Source organism: Ensifer sp. KUDG1 (assembly GCF_050434285.1).
Lineage (GTDB): Bacteria > Pseudomonadota > Alphaproteobacteria > Rhizobiales > Rhizobiaceae > Ensifer.
Genome location: NZ_JBNDIG010000008.1, coordinates 18,261 through 35,338, shown reverse-complemented (window position 1 = coordinate 35,338; position 17,078 = coordinate 18,261). Strand labels below are relative to the sequence as shown.

The 17,078-nt window shown below is 64.8% G+C and carries 13 protein-coding genes; 9 read left to right on the top strand and 4 right to left on the bottom strand.

The genetic code is table 11. The features are described from left to right. The first annotated feature begins 9 nt into the window (after nucleotides 1-9). A complete protein-coding gene (locus M2267_RS19765; protein WP_429116387.1) occupies nucleotides 10-1,035 on the top strand; it encodes an NADP-dependent oxidoreductase in 1,026 nt (341 codons plus the stop codon). A gap of 18 nt (nucleotides 1,036-1,053) precedes the next feature. On the opposite strand, the gene M2267_RS19760 is transcribed toward M2267_RS19765, so the two are convergent. From M2267_RS19760 to M2267_RS19745, 4 genes are all read right to left on the bottom strand, one after another. Next, nucleotides 1,054-2,829 carry a tetratricopeptide repeat protein gene (locus M2267_RS19760; protein ID WP_429116384.1) on the bottom strand — a complete coding sequence of 592 codons (1,776 nt, stop codon included), beginning with the start codon at nucleotides 2,827-2,829 and terminating at the stop codon, nucleotides 1,054-1,056. A gap of 233 nt (nucleotides 2,830-3,062) precedes the next feature. After that, a complete protein-coding gene (locus tag M2267_RS19755) occupies nucleotides 3,063-3,323 on the bottom strand; it encodes a hypothetical protein (RefSeq protein ID WP_043613666.1) in 261 nt (86 codons plus the stop codon). Between the two features lie 440 nt (nucleotides 3,324-3,763). Then, nucleotides 3,764-4,813, bottom strand: a complete 1,050-nt coding sequence (locus tag M2267_RS19750; RefSeq protein WP_429116846.1) for an HAD family hydrolase — start codon at nucleotides 4,811-4,813, stop codon at nucleotides 3,764-3,766. A 60-nt stretch (nucleotides 4,814-4,873) separates the two neighbouring features. Continuing rightward, nucleotides 4,874-5,839, bottom strand: coding sequence for a formylglycine-generating enzyme family protein (locus tag M2267_RS19745; protein ID WP_429116381.1), 966 nt, complete (start codon nucleotides 5,837-5,839; stop codon nucleotides 4,874-4,876). Between the two features lie 278 nt (nucleotides 5,840-6,117). Between M2267_RS19745 and M2267_RS19740 the strand changes: the two genes are divergently transcribed. The 8 genes from M2267_RS19740 to M2267_RS19705 all read left to right on the top strand — a co-directional run bounded on the left by M2267_RS19740 (nucleotide 6,118) and on the right by M2267_RS19705 (nucleotide 16,972). Next, nucleotides 6,118-7,089, top strand: a complete 972-nt coding sequence (locus M2267_RS19740; RefSeq protein WP_043613664.1) for an AAA family ATPase — start codon at nucleotides 6,118-6,120, stop codon at nucleotides 7,087-7,089. A 16-nt stretch (nucleotides 7,090-7,105) separates the two neighbouring features. Beyond that, nucleotides 7,106-8,101 carry a DUF58 domain-containing protein gene (locus M2267_RS19735; RefSeq protein WP_082005935.1) on the top strand — a complete coding sequence of 332 codons (996 nt, stop codon included), beginning with the start codon at nucleotides 7,106-7,108 and terminating at the stop codon, nucleotides 8,099-8,101. Further along, nucleotides 8,101-8,628, top strand: coding sequence for a DUF4381 domain-containing protein (locus M2267_RS19730; RefSeq protein WP_429116378.1), 528 nt, complete (start codon nucleotides 8,101-8,103; stop codon nucleotides 8,626-8,628). The genes M2267_RS19735 and M2267_RS19730 overlap by 1 nt, the downstream gene beginning before the upstream one ends. Further along, the gene (locus tag M2267_RS19725) at nucleotides 8,615-9,619 is read left to right on the top strand and encodes a vWA domain-containing protein (RefSeq protein WP_429116375.1); all 1,005 of its coding nucleotides are present in this window, start codon (nucleotides 8,615-8,617) and stop codon (nucleotides 9,617-9,619) included. Before M2267_RS19730 ends, M2267_RS19725 begins: the two co-directional genes overlap by 14 nt. Further along, a complete protein-coding gene (locus M2267_RS19720; RefSeq protein ID WP_429116372.1) occupies nucleotides 9,616-11,187 on the top strand; it encodes a VWA domain-containing protein in 1,572 nt (523 codons plus the stop codon). The genes M2267_RS19725 and M2267_RS19720 overlap by 4 nt, the downstream gene beginning before the upstream one ends. Beyond that, on the top strand, nucleotides 11,184-12,572 hold the full coding sequence (locus tag M2267_RS19715) for a BatD family protein (protein WP_429116370.1): 1,389 nt from the start codon (nucleotides 11,184-11,186) through the stop codon (nucleotides 12,570-12,572). Before M2267_RS19720 ends, M2267_RS19715 begins: the two co-directional genes overlap by 4 nt. A gap of 135 nt (nucleotides 12,573-12,707) precedes the next feature. Then, complete coding sequence (locus M2267_RS19710) at nucleotides 12,708-14,351, top strand: arylsulfatase (RefSeq protein WP_429116368.1); 1,644 nt, start codon at nucleotides 12,708-12,710, stop codon at nucleotides 14,349-14,351. A 65-nt stretch (nucleotides 14,352-14,416) separates the two neighbouring features. Continuing rightward, nucleotides 14,417-16,972 (top strand): fused MFS/spermidine synthase, encoded by a 2,556-nt coding sequence (locus tag M2267_RS19705; RefSeq protein WP_429116365.1) that lies wholly within the window; start codon nucleotides 14,417-14,419, stop codon nucleotides 16,970-16,972. The last annotated feature ends 106 nt before the right edge of the window (nucleotides 16,973-17,078 follow it).

Here is a 17,078-nt window from a genome sequence, read left to right as displayed (position 1 = left end):
GAAAAGACAATGAGCACGAACACCCAGGTCCTGCTTGCCGCGCGGCCATCCGGGAAACCGGCACCCAGCGATTTCCGCGTCGTCGAAACGGCAATTCCGGAACCGGCGGAAGGCGAGGTTCTCCTGAAGATCCTCTACCTTTCGCTCGACCCCTATATGCGCGGCCGGATGAATGCCGGCCGGTCCTATGCCAAGCCGGTGGAGATCGGTGCGGTCATGGAGGGCGGTACGGTCGCCCGCGTCGTCCGCTCGCGTCACCCGGATTTCAGCGACGGCGACTTCGTGCTTTCCCACTCCGGCTGGCAAAGCTATGCGCTATCGCGCGGTGCTGACCTGCGCAAGCTCGATCCGGCGGCCGCGCCCCTGTCGACGGCGCTCGGCATTCTCGGCATGCCCGGCTTCACCGCCTATGCGGGACTGCTGACGATCGGCAAACCCCAGCCCGGCGAAACGGTCGTCGTGGCGGCCGCAAGCGGCGCTGTCGGCTCGGCGGTCGGGCAGATTGCCCGTATCAAAGGCGCGCGCGCAGTCGGCATCGCCGGCGGCGCGGACAAATGCGCCTTCGTCCGCGACACGCTCGGCTTCGATGCGGTGATAGATCATCGCGCGCCGGATTTCGCCGAACAACTCGCCGCCGCCTGCCCGAAAGGCATCGACGTTTATTTCGAGAATGTCGGCGGCCATGTCTGGGATGCGGTGTTTCCGCTGCTGAACGACTTCGCCCGCGTACCCGTCTGCGGCTTGATTGCGCACTACAACCAGCCCGCGGGCGCGCAAGCCGGGGGCGACCGGCTGCCTGGCGTCATGCGTGAAGTGCTGAGCCGGAGCCTGCTCATCCGGGGCTTCATCCAGCGCGAGTTTGCCGACCAGCGGCCGCTCTTCTATCGGGAGATGGCCGACTGGATCAAAAGCGGCGAGGTGCGATATCGCGAAGACATCATCGACGGGATCGAGAATGCGCCGGAGGCCTTCATCGGTCTGCTCGACGGCCGCAATTTCGGCAAGCTGGTCATCCGGGTCGCCGCCGAAAACTGAGTAGGCCCGGGCCCAGCGTTACTGCTGGGCGACCGGCTGTAGGCCGGCCTTGGCGAGACCGTCATCGAGCAGTGCGATCAGGTCCGGCGCGTAGCCGCGAGCGACGAGTTCCGCCTCGTATGGCTGTGGCGAGCGCGTTTTACCCAGGCGCAATCCGTCGAGCGCGCTTGTCGCCTCCCGCGTCAGGCCGAGCTGGCCTGCCGCTGCCACGCGCAGAAGATTAACGGCCGTGTCCGCCGGATTGGCAAGCTCGCGGGCACGCCTCAGCGCTTCGCGATAGCGGCCGCTGCGATAGTCTTCCAGCGCCAGGGTCAGCGCGGCGTCGTGGTGCAGATACTCGCTGCCGGCATCCGCCATGCGGGCCAGGTTCACACCGTCCGAATAGGCGCCGCTGACGAACAGCAGCAGGCCGAGCCGAGCCGGAATGGCGTCGTCGAGCGGATTGAGAGCGGCCGCACGACGACCGGAGATGAATGCCGCCTCCGTCTCGCCAGCCGCAAAGCGTGCCTGCATCTGGGCCACATAGCTCTGGCTCGATTGCGGCGCCAGAGCAACGGCCTTGTCCGCAAGTTTCAGGGCACGCTCGGCAACCGTCGGCGCAGCGCTGGCTTCGCCGGTCGCAACCAGGACCATCGCAAGGCTCGCCAGAACATCGGCGTCGGCGGCCTGGTAGGAGACCGATTTTTCGAGGCACCCGTGAGCCGAAGCCAGGCCCTCAGGATCGATCCGTGCCAGCGCCACATCCGCCTGGAGGACGCAGCCGTAGCCGATCGACGGCGTCACCAGCTGCCGCGCAGCCTCCAGGCTGACGATGACGCCCTCCTCGCCGGCAAGCGAAAGAGCAAGACGGGAAAGCAGCTTCTCCTGTATTTCGCGCGCATCGCCGCTGTCGAGCGCCGCCTTCGAAATGCCCGCCCTCAGGGCCTCGTTGCTTTGCACGTCGATGACCTGCCAGGAGACCTCGTGCCGGCGTTCGTCGGTGCTGTAGGCGATCGAAAGCCTGTATTCCTTGCTGCCCTGCAGCTTGACCGGCGGCGCGGACGAGACCCACCCGGTGATCGAAGCCACGTCGACACCCGCGGGCGAGACCGGCGCGAGGGTACGGACAGCGGAAAACTGCGAGAGCGCGTGGACGAGATAGTCTCCCGCCTTCTTCTGCACGTCGTCGTCGGCCCCGAGCCGCGTCGGCACGTCAACGACGATTGTCGGCTTGGCCGAGAAAACTGGTTGCCAGGGAAGATGGTCGGCCACGGACAGGTAGAAGGCCCCGGCCATGACCACCGCGCCGGCACCGAGTGCGGCGAAGCCGGCAAGCGGGCGCCATTTGCGCGCAACGACGGCCGGCGCAACCACCGGCTCTACGGGCTGCTCAGCTGCGGGCTCTGAAACCGGCGCCGCGCGCTCGGGCATCCCTCTCAAGGGCTCGCCGCTGATCACGAACTGTGGGACGTAATTGCCCTTCGGCAACTCGATGCGAAGCTCCGCTCTTTCGCCGAGCGCCTCGTAATACTGCGCCATGGCAGCGCGCAGGCGCGACGCTTCCACCCGAACGATCGGATCGGTCGCAGGATCGAAGGAGGCGGGCCGCCCGAAGACGTCGATGGCGATCGTGTAGGCTTTCACCTGGCCAGAACGGCCAGCGAAAAACTCGTCAACCAGATACCGCAAGAGCTTGCGATGACGCTCGGTCGCGTGAAACTGGCTATCGGCAAGAATGCGCTCAAGGGCGGCTCGCGCCTCGCATTCTGCAACGGCAATGCAGTTCATATGACCCGCATTTCTGCTGGCTTCCATGATGCGCTCCCAACTGCCACAACCCCAAAGAGAGTGCAACGCGAGGCGAACTCTAGACGAGAGCTTCTGTGGCGGAAAGAAGAATATCGCACCGTCACAAAATATTTTTATCGAAGAATTGAATCATTTTAAATTGAAACAGGAACCCCCGATAATTCCCATAGAATTCTTGTGGGGTTTTCGTCGCCCTGGCAAGCTCAAACGAGGTATTCGTTAATCACAACGGACTAGGCTCATGTCCCCGTATCGGCGATACAGACGGAAATGACCTCTTCTTCGATCTCGCGACAGATCAATTCATACTCCGAGATCATCGAATGATCCAGTGGGGCGAGACGCCTTTGCCGGTCAAGCATCGAGCTTGCTTCCTCATAGGCTTCGCAGAGGCTTGCCAGGGACTGGTTCTTGGCACTGATCAATTGCAACTGGCCGCGCAATGCCGGCAGCTTGAGCATAAGCTTCAGAAGTCCCCGTTGAAAGGCTGCGCTGGGCATGGGTTACCATCCGCCTGAACGACAATCGATGCTCATGCATTGGCATTCCCCGGGGTGCCAGTGACGACCAGACACCGTTGCGGGCGGGGGCCGGCTCGCCGGTCGGCGCTTGTGGCCAATTTGGCCCTCGCTTACCTCTCCCCTGAACGAAAAGTGGCACGAACGCCGATTTTCGGAAGTACGTAACAGTAACATTGGGCCGTATTGGCCGCCGTCTTGGCGATCTTCGCCTCGAATCCTCATGAATTGCGCCGTCACCGGCCGCATGGGCGATATCGCGATCGATCCTGGGAAATATTCCTCGGCGGGATAGACGCGCCAGAGCCCCGTCGTTCGCGCGGCGATGGCCAGCCGGTGACGGCGCGCAGCAAGTCGTGCTCGTCACCGGCCTTCGCCTCGACATCGATCGCTGGCGCATACCGCGCCACCAGCGCAGCCGTTTATTTTTCGAAGGCGTAGATCTTGCGCCAGTCGTTCTTCATGTCGACCAGCAGCCAGTTCCGCTGCTCGGCCTCGGTCATCGCCTTGTCCAGTTTTCCGACAGGCGATTGGCGATCATAGGCCCATTCGCGCTCCCCGTCCGTGTGGTGCACGATCATGCCGAAACGCGGGCCGGAGCCCGCCGTTACCCAACGCAGCATCTCATAGTCGCCGTCGGAATTGCCCGCGGCAAAGATCGGCCGCCGGCCGATGAAGGTGTTGATCCCGACCGGCTTGCCAGCACCGTCGTCGATGAAGTCGATCTTCGGTTCGCGCATCAGCACCGGCGCGTCGCCGTGGAGTTCGTACTTCGTCGCGATGCTGCTGCCGACGACCTGCTCGGGCGGAATGCCATACATCTGCTCGGTCATCGGCCGCATGAACTCGATACCGCCGCCCGAGACGATATAGGTCTTGAAGCCGTTTGCCCGCAGATAATCGAGCAACTCGCGCATCGGCAGAAATGTGATCTCGTTATAGGGGCGATCGAAGCGCGGGTGCCGGGCGGTCGCAAACCAGTCCTTGACCGTCTTCGTGAACGCGTCCGTCGTCATTCCGGCATGGGTCGCCATGACCAGCTCGACGATGCCTTTTTCGCCGGCGGCGGCAACGCCTGCCATGTCGCCCTTCAGCAACGATGCGAACGGCTCCTTGTCCTTCCACTCGGGATGCTCGGGCGCCATCGCCTTGACGCGGTCGATTGCGAACATGCCCTGGAAATAGTTCGGCTGCTCGGTCCAGAGCGTGCCGTCATTGTCGAAAACGGCGATCCGCTCTGCCGGCGCCACGAAATCGGCGTTGCCTTCGCTGGTGACCCGTGTGACGAAATCGACGATCTCGGTTTTCGCTGCGCCATCGTTCCACGAAGGGAGCGTGTCGGCCGGCGTATCCGCTGCCAGGAGCGCGCTCGGCGATGCAAAGGCCGCAGCGAACGTAAACAGCAGGCCGGCGAGCCTGGAGCGACGCCGCAGTCTACCGGCATCGTCGGCCACCAAGGACCCGGAACGCATCGCTGTTGCCGTCATCATCCATCCTCCTCGCGGAACGGTTTTTAAAGTCCTCTGGGCGGATCAGGGCCGCCGAATGCAACGGAACCCGATGTGGGTCGTCGCCGCGTTTTCCTCATGCGCGTGACGCGCCGCCGGCCGATACCGACGACAATAGTTGGGCGCACAGAGGTGCGAGCCCCCTTTCACCACCCGACGGGCAATGTGGAGCGTGGGCTGGCGCGGATCGAAGCTCGCCTCCCGGTCCCCGCCCCGCGGATTGGCGGGAATGCAGCAGCTCTTTTGCGCCGGCGCCGGGTGGCGGGTCGACCAGAAGTCGCTGGTCCATTCCCAGGTATTGCCGATCATGTCGTAGAGGCCGTAGCCATTAGCGGGGAAGCTCGCGACCGGCGAGGTTCGTTCGAAGCCGTCGGGCCTCAGATTTTCCGTCGGAAACAGGCCGTGCCAGGTGTTCGCCATGAAGCGCCCCTCCGGGACCAGTTCGTCTCCCCAGGCAAATTCCGCGCCTTCGAGCCCGCCTTTCGCGGCGAATTCCCACTCCGCTTCCGTCGGCAGGTCCTTGCCCGTCCAGGCTGCATAGGCCCTGGCGTCGAGAAAGGAGACCTGCACCACCGGATGGTCGAGCTTGCCGCGGATGTTGCTTTGCCGCCCGTAGGGTCGCCGCCAATCGGCGCCGAACTTGAAGTTCCACCATTGCGACGGACTGTTGCCGGCCACCCGTTTCGGCGGATCGAAGATCACCGAGCCCGCCCGCATCATTTCCGGAAGCGCGCCCGGATAATCCTTCGGGTCCGGCGTCTTTTCCGCCTCGGTCACGTAACCGGTCGCCTCGACGAAGGCAGCAAATTGCCGGTTGGTAACGGGCGTGACGTCGATCCAGAAGCCGTCGACCTTCACCGGATGGGCCGGCGCCTCCTCCGGATAATGCTTGTCCGAACCCATGACAAAGGTCCCGCCCTCGATCCAGACCTGCTCGCGGGCGCTGATTGCCGCCGGCGTTTCGTCGACAAGGGGCATTTTCGGGGACATTTGCATCTGGCTCTGATCTCCCTGGGCACCATCGGCCAAGATATCCGCGGACGGCCGGCCCACGTTAGCGCCAAATGCCCGCCGCCCAAAGTACGTAACCGTTACGCAATCGCCCGAAGCCTCTGGGATGCGAAGCCGCCTGCCGTGGGGCGTACCTGCCAGCGTCACGCAGTCCTTCGTTACTGTTACGTTCTTTCCAATCGGACTGATTTAACAATAAGCTCAAGCGAAAGTGCATGACGACTGATATTGCCGACAGGGCAAGGGAGCAGGACTTCATGGGTGCACGCGACGATATCCAGCAACTCGGCAAGCGCATCGGCGAAGCGATCATCGGCCAGGAGGGCATGATCGAGCGCTTGCTGCTGGGGTTGCTCAGCAACGGCCACCTGCTGGTCGAGGGCCTGCCCGGACTTGCGAAAACCCGCGCGATCAAGAGCATGGCGAAGAACCTCGATGCGGAGCTTTCGCGCATCCAATTCACGCCGGACCTCTTGCCGGCCGACATCACCGGCTCCGAAGTCTATTTCTCCGAGGGCGGCAAGGGCGCGTTCCAGTTCCAGGAAGGGCCGATCTTCGCCAATCTCATTCTCGCCGACGAAGTGAACCGCGCGCCGGCCAAGGTGCAGTCGGCCCTGCTCGAGGCGATGGAGGAGCGCCAGGTCACGATCGGCGGCAAGAGCCATATGCTGCCCGATCTCTTCCTGGTCATGGCGACCCAGAACCCGATCGAGCAGGAAGGCACCTATCCGCTGCCCGAGGCGCAGCTCGACCGCTTCCTCATGCACATCCAGGTGGACTATCCGGATGCGGCCTCGGAGGCGGACATCATGCGGCTCGTACGCTCGGAGGAAACCAACGCCAAGTCCAACAACCATGCGACCGAGAAGCTCGCCCAGGACGCGGTCTTTGTGGCGCGCAAGGAAATTTCGGCGATCACCGTTTCCGAAGCGATCGAGAACTACATCGTCGCGCTGGTGATGGCGACGCGCTATCCCGACAAGGTCGACAAGGATCTCGCCAAATGGCTCCAGGTCGGCGTCAGCCCGCGCGGCGTCATCGGCCTCGACAAGGTTTCGCGGGCGCATGCCTGGCTGAACGGCCGCGACTTCGTCACGCCCGACGACGTGCAGGCGACCGTGCACGACGTCTTTCGCCACCGCCTGGTGCTTTCCTACGAAGCCCATGCCGGCGGCACCACCGCCAACCAGGTGATCGACCGCATCGTCGAGCTCGTCGCGGTCGCCTGAGGATGGAGGTTCGTCGATGGCCATATCCTTGCCGGCCCTCGCCCGCTCACGCGGCATCATAAAGCCCCGCACGGCCGACACCACCGGCGTCTATACCTCCGTGGACGCGCTTGTCGGGCTCGAAGCCATGGCCCGCGACCTGACGTTCCTGCGCAAGGCGCCGGTGCGGCGCCTGCTTGCCGGGCGTCATGAATCGCGCATGCGCGGCCGCGGACTGTCCTTCGAGGAACTGCGCAACTACCTGCCCGGCGACGACATCCGCGCGATCGACTGGCGCGTGACGGCGCGCACCGGCAAACCGGTCGTGCGCGTCTACGACGAAGAGAAGGACCGTCCAGCCCTCATTGTCGTCGACCAGCGCATCAACATGTTCTTCGGCAGCCGCCGCGCGATGAAGTCCGTCGCCGCGGCAGAGGTCGCGGCACTTTCCGCCTGGCGCGTACTGGCGCTCGGCGACCGTGTCGGCGGCTTCGTCTTCGGCGACGAGGAGGTGACCGAGACGCGCCCCTACCGCAGCCGCGAAGCGGTGATCCGGCTCGCCGACAGCATCGTTCGCCACAACACCGCGCTGCAGGCCGGTTCGCAGGCGCCGCATGGCGCCGAGCAGCTCGATGTCGTGCTGACGACCGTCGCCAACATCGCCCGGCACGATCACCTGGTCATCGTCATCAGCGACTTCGACGGCTACAGCCTCGAAACCCGCGACATGCTTTTGAAGCTCTCGGCCCACAACGACGTGATCTGCGTTCTGATCTACGATCCCTTCCTGCTCGAACTGCCGCGCAAGGGCGATATCGTCTTCAGCGGCGGGCTGCTTCAGGCCGAAGTGCAGTTCGGCCACGGCAACGTGCGCGAGGCGATCGACAGCTTTGCCCGCAAACGCGGGCGGGCGCTGCGCGCCTGGCAGGAGGAGCTCGGCCTGCCGATGCTGCCGATCTCATCAGCGGAAGAGGTGGCGCCGCAACTGCGCACCATGCTCGGCCAACTCGCCAGCCGGCAACGGAGGCGATGATGGCGACGGCGGCCCCTCCGAAAGATCCGCTGCTCGACGCCGCCCTTCGCGGGCTTGCGGATATCGCCTTGCCGCAGCCGGTCTCGATGATGCCTCAAACCCAGGCATGGGCAGCGCTCGGCTGCTTCATATTGCTGCTGATCGCGCTTGCCTGCTGGCGCTGGTATCGCCGCTGGGAGGCCAATAGCTACCGCCGCGAAGCGCTCGCCGACCTCAGGAAGATCGAGGCCGGACTGGCCTCCGCGGGCACGCGTGGCGAGGCCCTTGTTGCCCTGCCTGTTCTTTTGAAGCGGACCGCGCTTTCGGTCTGGCCGCGCGAGGCCATTGCCGGCCTGCACGGTACCGGCTGGACCAAATACCTCGACGCTCATTCCGGCGGCCCCGTCTTCCCGATCGCCTCTGCGCGTTTTTTCGAGGAAGCCGAGTATCGCGGCCGCCAGGCGCTCGCCGCGGTCCCTGAGGCAGAGGCAAGGGCTTACATCGCGGCAGCGCGGCATTGGATCGAGGCGCATCATGTACGTGCTTGACCACGCCTGGGCGCTGATCCTCTTGCCGTTACCCTTCCTCGTCTGGTGGCTGCTTCCGCCATACCGCGAGCAATCGGCTGCCGTCAGGGTGCCGTTCTTCAAGGACATCACGGCGGCCGCCAATCTCGGCCCGACCGAAGGTTCCGTCGTTCCGAGGACCAATCTCGGCCAGAAAGTGATCGCGCCCCTGTGCTGGACACTGATCGTGCTGGCGCTGGCCCGGCCGCAATATGTCGAGCCGCCGATCGAAAAGGTCGAGCCGCAGCGCGACCTGATGCTGGCGATCGATCTTTCGCAATCCATGGACACGCGCGATTTTCGCGATCCCGCTGGCAACCTGCAGACCCGCGCCGAAGCCGTGCACAAGGTGGTCGCCGACTTCATCGACCGGCGTCCCAATGACCGGCTCGGCCTGATCGCCTTCGGCGATGCGCCCTATCCGCTCGTTCCGTTCACGCTTGACCACAAGACCGTCAAGCTGATGCTGGCCGACAGCCTGCCGGGCATGGCCGGTCCGCGCACCGCCGTCGGCGACGCGATCGGGCTTGCGATCAAGATGTTCGACGCCAGCACCGCGCCGGACAAGGTGATGATCCTCTTGACCGATGGCAACGACACCGCCAGCAAGATGCCGCCCGACAAGGCCGCCGGCATCGCCGCCGAGCGAAAGGTGGTGATCCATACGGTCGGCATTGGCGATGCCAATGCCCAGGGCGAACAGAAGCTCGACACGGCGGCGCTGCAGCAGATCGCCGAAGCGACGAAGGGGCGCTACTTCTTCGGCCAGGACCAGGCCGGTCTGCAAAACATCTACCAGTTGCTCGACCAGCTGACGCCGGCAAACCAGAAGACGCTCTCCTGGCGGCCGCGCATCGAGCTGTTTTACTATCCTCTGGGTGCGGCACTCCTGCTGGTGCTCGCCTATCACGCCGCCATGTGGCTCCTGTCGTCGCTCGGCGACCGCCGCCAGCGCCGGGAGGCAGCGCCATGATCGCGGATTTTCATTTTCTGCGGCCGCTGTGGCTGCTGGCGCTCGCTGCTGTCCCGATGCTGATCTATCTCGTCACCCGGCGCGGCGATGTCCGCTCGCAGTGGCAGGACATGATCGCACCGCACCTGCTCGATCATCTGCTGATCGACAAGGGCGGCAAGCGGCGCTTCCAGCCGGTACATATCACCGCTGCGTTGATCGCCGTTGCGGCGATCGCGGCCGCCGGCCCGACCTGGCAGCGCGAGCGGCCGCCCTTCGTCGAGGACACCGCGCCTCTGGCCATCGCCATCGACCTCAACCCGACGATGAACGCGACCGATGTTTCGCCGACGCGGCTCGAACGTGCCAAGCTGAAGGTCCAGGACATTCTCGAGCGGCGGAAAGGCTCGCGCACCGCCCTGTTCGCCTATGCCGGCTCCGCCCACATGGTGCTGCCGCTCAGCGACGACGCGGCGCTGGTGAAGTCCTACCTTGCCGCGCTGTCACCGCAGATCATGCCGGTCGACGGCAAGGACACGGCCAAGGCCCTCCAGGCGGTCGAAAAAGCGCTCGCCAACGAAACGGTGCCCGGCACCATCCTGTTCATGAGCGACGGCGTCGAGCGTTCCGCCTTCAAGGCCTTCGGTGAGTATCGTGGGCGCAACTCATTGATGGTGCTCGGCATCGGCACGGCCGAGGGCGGCCCGGTCAAGACGGCGGACGGCGGGTTCCTGACCGATGCGACCGGCGCGCATGTCCGGGCGAAGCTCGATGTCGAGGGCCTCAAGGCGCTACAGTCGGCCTCCAAGGCCGAGGTCGCCTCGGTGACCGCCGACGACGCCGATGTCAGCTGGATCGTCAGGCGCATCCAGACGAATTTTGCCGCGAAGACGGCCGAGGGGCTGACGCGCTGGCACGATCTCGGCTGGTGGCTGACGATCCCGATCGCCGTCTTCGGCCTCTTCTGGTTCCGCCGTGGCTGGACCATCCGCTGGGCGGTCTATCTGCTCGCCGCCATTTCGCTGATCGGCAACGATCGGGCAGAGGCAGCGGACAACCGCTTCATCGACCTCTGGCTGACGCCGGACCAGCAGGGCCGACGCGCCTTCGAGCAAGGCGATTTCCAGGACGCATCAGAAACGTTCGCCGATCCCGCCTGGCGCGGCGCGGCACTCTACCGCGCCGGCCATTTCCAGGATGCGATCGACGCCTTTGCCGAGAACGACACGGCCGAAAGCTACTACAATCAGGGCAATGCGCTGCTGCACCTCGACAAGGCCGAGGAGGCGATCGCCGCCTACGAGCAGGCGTTGAAGCGCCGTCCCGACTGGCCGGACGCCAAGAAGAACCTCGACATCGCCCGGAAGAGAAAGACCGACAAGGACAAGCAGGAACAGGACGCACAGCAGGAGCAGGCGGGCATCGACCGCGACCAGGTCCAGTTCGACGACAAGGGCAAGAAGGGAACGGAAGCCACCGTTCAGGGCGGACCGCAGACGGCCGACATGTGGATGCGCAACATCCAGGTGTCGCCGGCCGAACTGCTGGCAAGAAAGTTTGCGATCGAAGCGAAGGAGGAGGCTCCGTGACAGCCCTCGTCGCCCTGCAACGTCTGGTTCTCTGGCTCGTCGGCCTGTCGCTCTTGCTCGCGGGCACGGCCTTCGCCGCCGATCCTTTCGCCCGCGCAACGGTCACGACGAAGGGGCCGATCTATGCCGGCCAGCAGATCGAGGTCGACGTCGACGTTTTCGTGCCGAACTACTTCCTTTCGCCGCCGCAGTTTCCTCTGTTCGATCTTCCCGGCACTGTCGTCACCATGCCCGACGAACGCGGCATGAACCTCAACGAGACCGTCAACGGCGAGGCCTTCTCCGGCATCCGCAAGACCTACGCGATCACCCCGCAGGCACCTGGCGATTACGTGCTGCCGACCGCGGTCATTCCGTTCGGCTATGCCGCCGTGCCCGGCCAGACGAGCAAGGGTCAGGTGACGTTGCCTTCGCTCACGTTCACGGTCGAAGCCGTTCCTCAGAGCGCGGGCGGAAAGGCCGGCGTCACCACCGGAGAAATCACCATCGCCCAGTCGTTCGACCGGGATCCGGCGGGGTTGAAGGCGGGCGACGCTCTGGTGCGTACGATCACCATCCGCGCAGCCGGACTGGCGCCGATGATGATCCCCGAACCGACCTTCGATGCCCCGGCAGGCGTGCAGGTCTACCGGCACGACCCCGTGCTTTCGCAGGAACGCACGTCACGCGGGGAGATAACGGCGGGATTGCGCAAGGACGTGGCGACCTACGTCTTTGCAAAGCCCGGCAGCTATTCGCTTCCGGCGATCAGCCTGCCGTGGTTCGATCCGGCGAGCGGATCGATGCAGTCGGCCGAAGCGGCTGGCGCTACTGTCAGCGTCGGTGCGGCTCCAGTGGTGGAGCCTGCGCTCGCCCCGCCGACCTCGCCGCCGTCCGAGGAACCCTTCGACTGGCTGTGGTGGCTCAGCATCGTGGCATCGGTCGCCGCCCTCGCGGCGCTTATCCAACTGACCGCCAATCTGTTCGGCCGCCTCGAAACCCGGCTGGAAACCGCACTCGAACAGAGGGCGCAATCCGAGGCGACGGCATTTCGCCACGTGCTCGACGCTTGCCGGGACCATGACCCGCTGCGGCTGGAGGCAGCGCTCGACCATTGGTCGCGCCGCACCGGCAACACGCCGCTCTCGCGCTGGCTCGACAGCTTTGCCGACCCGGTGACGGCGAACGCATTCGCCGATTTTCGCCGCAGCCGATACGGTAGCCCCGACCCCCATCAGGACGGGCCGGATCTTCCGCGGATGCGCGGCGGCCTGAAGGCGGCAAGACAGCGCTGGCTTGCGGAAACCACCGCCGATGGCGGCGGCCCGGCATCGGACCTGCCCGATCTCAACCCCGGACTGGAGGCCGCGCCGCCAAGGCGCTTCGGAGCCGTCGGCCTGACCTGATTTACCGGCCGTCGCCGACCTTCGTAACTGTTACGTACTTACCTGCGGACACCCGCCGGTAGAAGTTGAATCGGTGAATTCAAAGCTTTGCCTGCATTCCGAGAGCGATTGCTTACTGCCTCAGGGAGACATGAGATGAGTATCGATCTGAAGAACCGGCTTGGCCGACTCGCCGCGTGTACCATCGGGCATGCCGCGAAACCGAAGGCGCTGGCGCTCGCCGGCACCGTGCTGATGTCGACGATTTCCGCCTCCGCGCTGCCGGCCTTCGCGCAGGACGCGGCGAAACCCAACATTCTTGTGATCTTCGGCGACGATATCGGCCAGACCAACATCAGCGCCTATTCCTTCGGCGTCATGGGCTACAAGACACCGAACATTGACCGGATCGCCCGCGACGGCGTGATGTTCACCGATTACTATGCCGAAAACAGTTGCACCGCCGGTCGGTCGACCTTCATTACCGGCCAGACGGTGCTGCGCACCGGCATGTCGAAAGTCGGCATTCCCGGCGCGCCGGTTGGCATCCAGGACCGCGACGTGACCATTGCCCAGGCGCTGAAGCCGCTCGGCTATGCCACCGGCCAGTTCGGCAAGAACCACCTTGGCGACCAGGACCGCTTCCTGCCGACAGCGCACGGCTTCGACGAGTTCTTCGGCAACCTCTATCACCTGAACGCCGAGGAGGAGCCCGAACGGCCCTATTGGCCGAAGGACGACCCGGCCTTCCTCAAGGCCTATGCGCCGCGCGGCGTGCTGCACTCCTTCGCCGACGGAAAGGTGGAAGATACCGGCGCCTTGAACACCAAGCGCATGGAGACCATCGACGACGAAACCACCGCGGCCGCGATGGAGTTCATCAAGAAGCAGACGGAAGCGAAAAAGCCGTTCTTCACCTGGATGAACACCACGCGGATGCACATGTTCACCCACATCCGCCCTGAGTACCAAGGCCAGAGCGGCATGCCCGGCAACGACTATGCCGACGGCATGGTCGAGCATGACGGCGACGTCGGCAAGCTGCTCAACCTGCTCGACGAATTGAAGATCGCCGACAACACCATCGTCGTCTACACGACCGACAACGGCCCGAACCAGTTCTCCTGGCCGGATGCGGCGACCACTCCGTTCCGCAGCGAAAAGGATTCGAACTGGGAAGGCGCGTTCCGCGTACCGGCGATGATCCGCTGGCCCGGCAAGATCAAACCTGGCATCTCCAACGAGATGGTTTCCGGCCTCGACTGGTTCCCGACGCTGCTGGCGGCTGCCGGCGACGAGGACATCAAGGACCGGTTGCTGAAGGGCACCAAGCTTGGCGACAAGGAGTTCAAGGTTCACCTCGACGGCTTCAACCAGTTGCCCTACCTCACCGGCGAGCAGCCGAAGAGTGCGCGCAGCGAGTTCTACTATTTCAACGACGACGCCAAACTCGTTGGCATGCGCTTCGAAAACTGGAAGTATGTCTTCTGCGAAATGCGCAAGCCCGGCGGCTTCGACGTCTGGCAGGATCCTTTCACTTGCCTGCGTGTTCCGAAGATCTTTAACTTGCGCATGGACCCCTATGAGCGGGCCGATATCGTTTCCGACCAGTACAACGACTGGCGAACGAAGAACGTCTACCTGACCGCCCAGGCCGTGGCGCGGACCGCAACCTTCCTCGAGACCTTCATCGAGTATCCGCCGAGCCAGAAGCCGGCAAGCTTCTCGGTCGACCAGATCGAAGAAAGCGTGCACCAGAAGATCGACGAGATCCTGGCGAAGTCGCAACCGGCTCAATAACACTCTCGGAGGCGGCGCGCCCTGCGCCGCCTTCTATTGCCTTTGTTAAGAGATGGCGTGACGCAATGACGAAGACCATTCCGCCCGCTCGAACGGTTGCCATGGAGGCGTCGAATGAAGACGCGATGGCGGAAGAAGCGGTGCACTTCGCTCCGGCAGCCGCTGCATTCATGCTCTTTCTCTCCGGCACTGCCGCACTGGTCTTCCAGGTTCTCTGGATCAAGCAGCTCTCGCTCGTCGCCGGCGTCGACGTCTACGCAGTCAGCACCGGGGTCAGCGCCTTCTTCCTCGGCCTTGCACTCGGCAGCTTTGCCCTTGGCCGCGCCGGCGACCGTTCCCGACAGCCGCTCCGCCTCTACGCCCTGCTCGAAACCGGCGTCGCCGTGCTCGGCGCCGGCGTCACCTTCATCCTTTCCAGGATTGCGCCGGTCTTCGTTGCGATCGAGGGCACCAACCCGCTGGCCGCCTGGACCCTGCTGGTCCTGATCGTCGCCACGCCGGCCTTCCTGATGGGCGGCACCCTGCCGGTGCTGCTGCGGGCGATGAATGCGGCTCCGGGCGGGGTCGCGGCAAAGGGCGGCCGGCTCTATGCCGCCAATACGCTCGGCGCGATCGCCGGCTGCCTTGCAGTCTCCTTCGTTCTCATTCCAGCCCTCGGCGTTCAGGCGACCGGGCTCGCGGCCGCGGGGCTCGGCCTTGTCGCCGCAGCGATCGCGCTTTCCCTGAACACCCCAGCCGCCCGAGAACCCGTTCAAGGGGCGCTGCCTGCGGAAACGCGTAGCGCCGGCGGTTCGCGGCTGGCGCTCGTCCTTTATGCGGTCGCCGGCGGTATCGCCCTTGGGTATGAAGTTGCCTGGTCGCAAGCGATCGTGCAATTCATCTCTACCCGCTCCTTCGCCTTTTCGGTGGTGCTTGCCACCTATCTGGCCGGCCTTGCCCTCGGCGCCGCCCTTTTCGCGCGCCGGAGCGAGCGTCTCTCCGATCCCTGGAGTAGTTTCGGCCTGCTGATCACGCTTGCCGGCCTGGTTGCGCTTGCCGAACTCGCATTGCTCGGCCCCTGGCTGACCACGCTGCAGACCAGCGCCGAGGCCGCCGTCGCCGGCCTTACCGGCAGCATCTTTGCGGGCATGTGCGCGCGGTTCCTCGTTGCCGCGCTGACGATCGTCTTCGTTCCGACGCTGATCCTCGGCGCCGCCTTCCCGGTCGCCCTCAGGCTCGCGGTCGATCCGCAACATGCCGGCCGCGATACCGGCCGGGTTCTGGCGCTCAACACGCTCGGCGGCATCTTCGGCACGCTTCTGACCGGCTTCGTGCTGATCCCGTCCCTCGGCATTGTCCGGAGCTTTGCCGTTCTCGCCGTGGCCGCAGCCGCAATCGGCCTTGTCGCCGTCAGCCGCGGACAAGGCGGTTGGACCAGTCGGCGGCTTCTCGCACCGGCGCTCGGCGTCCTCACCGTGATGATCGCCCTCGTCGTGCCGTCGGACCGGCTGGCGAACCTGCTCAACCTGTCGCGCGGCAACGGCACGATCGTTTCCTATGAGGAGGGCCTCGGCGCGACCGTCGCCGTCATCGAGCAGGGCCAGCAGGACCGCCGCTTCCGCCGGCTCTACATCCAGGGCGTTTCCAACACCGGCGACGCCATGCCGTCCCTGCGCTACATGCGGCTGCAGGCGCTGTTGCCGCTGGTCATTCATAAGGGCAAACCGAAATCGGCTCTCGTCATTGGTCTCGGCACAGGCATCACCGCCGGTTCGTTGCTTGCCTATCCCGGTCTCGACCGGCGCGTTGCCGCCGAACTCCTGCCCTCGGTCGCCCGCGCCTCGGCGCTCTTTGCCGGCAACTTCAATGCGGCCGGCGATAGCCGCCTCGACGTGCGTGTCGCCGACGGGCGGCGCGAACTGATGCGCAACCAGGAGCACTACGACCTCATCACGCTCGAACCGCCGCCGCCATCCGCCGCCGGCGTCGTCAATCTCTACTCTTCCGACTTCTACGCTCTGGCGCGCGCGCGCCTCGCGCCGAACGGCCTGGTCGCGCAATGGCTGCCGATCGCCACCCAGAACGACGAGGACACCCGCGCGCTCGTGCGCAGCTTTCTCGACAGTTTCCCCCACGCCACGCTCTGGTCGACCGAACTGCACGAGATGCTGCTCGTCGGCTCGCTCGAGCCGCAGGAGCTTGACGCCTCCCGCATCGCCGCCCGGCTCTCCGACCCGACGCTTGCGGCAGCGCTTGGCGAGGTCGGAGTTTCCGGGCCGGCCGACCTCATCGCCACCTGGATGACCGACCGGGCCGGGCTCGAGCGCTATGCCGGTTCCGCCCTTCCCGTCACCGACGACCAGCCGCGGATCGAATATGCAAGCTGGGTTCGCCCCGACGAATTGCAGCGCACGCTTCCGGCCCTCGTTGCCCTGCGTTCGAAGGCGCCAATTGCCGGCGGCGACGCCGCGCTCGAAAAATCCGTAAGCGACGCCCACAACCGGCTGATGCTGTTCTACCAGGCCTCGCTCAACGCCTATGCCGGCTATCGCGACGAGTGGGCGCGCGACATGGAATTGCTGATGCGCGTGGAGCCGGACAATCCCTACTATCGCTGGTTCGTTTCAAGCAGCGAGCGCTGATCGCACGCTGCAGATCCAGCGCTTCCACGCACCTGTCGTTCGTTGCTTTTCGACAAGCTCGCGATCGATTCCTGCACAACGGCAATTTGACGCAAAAAATTTGCAC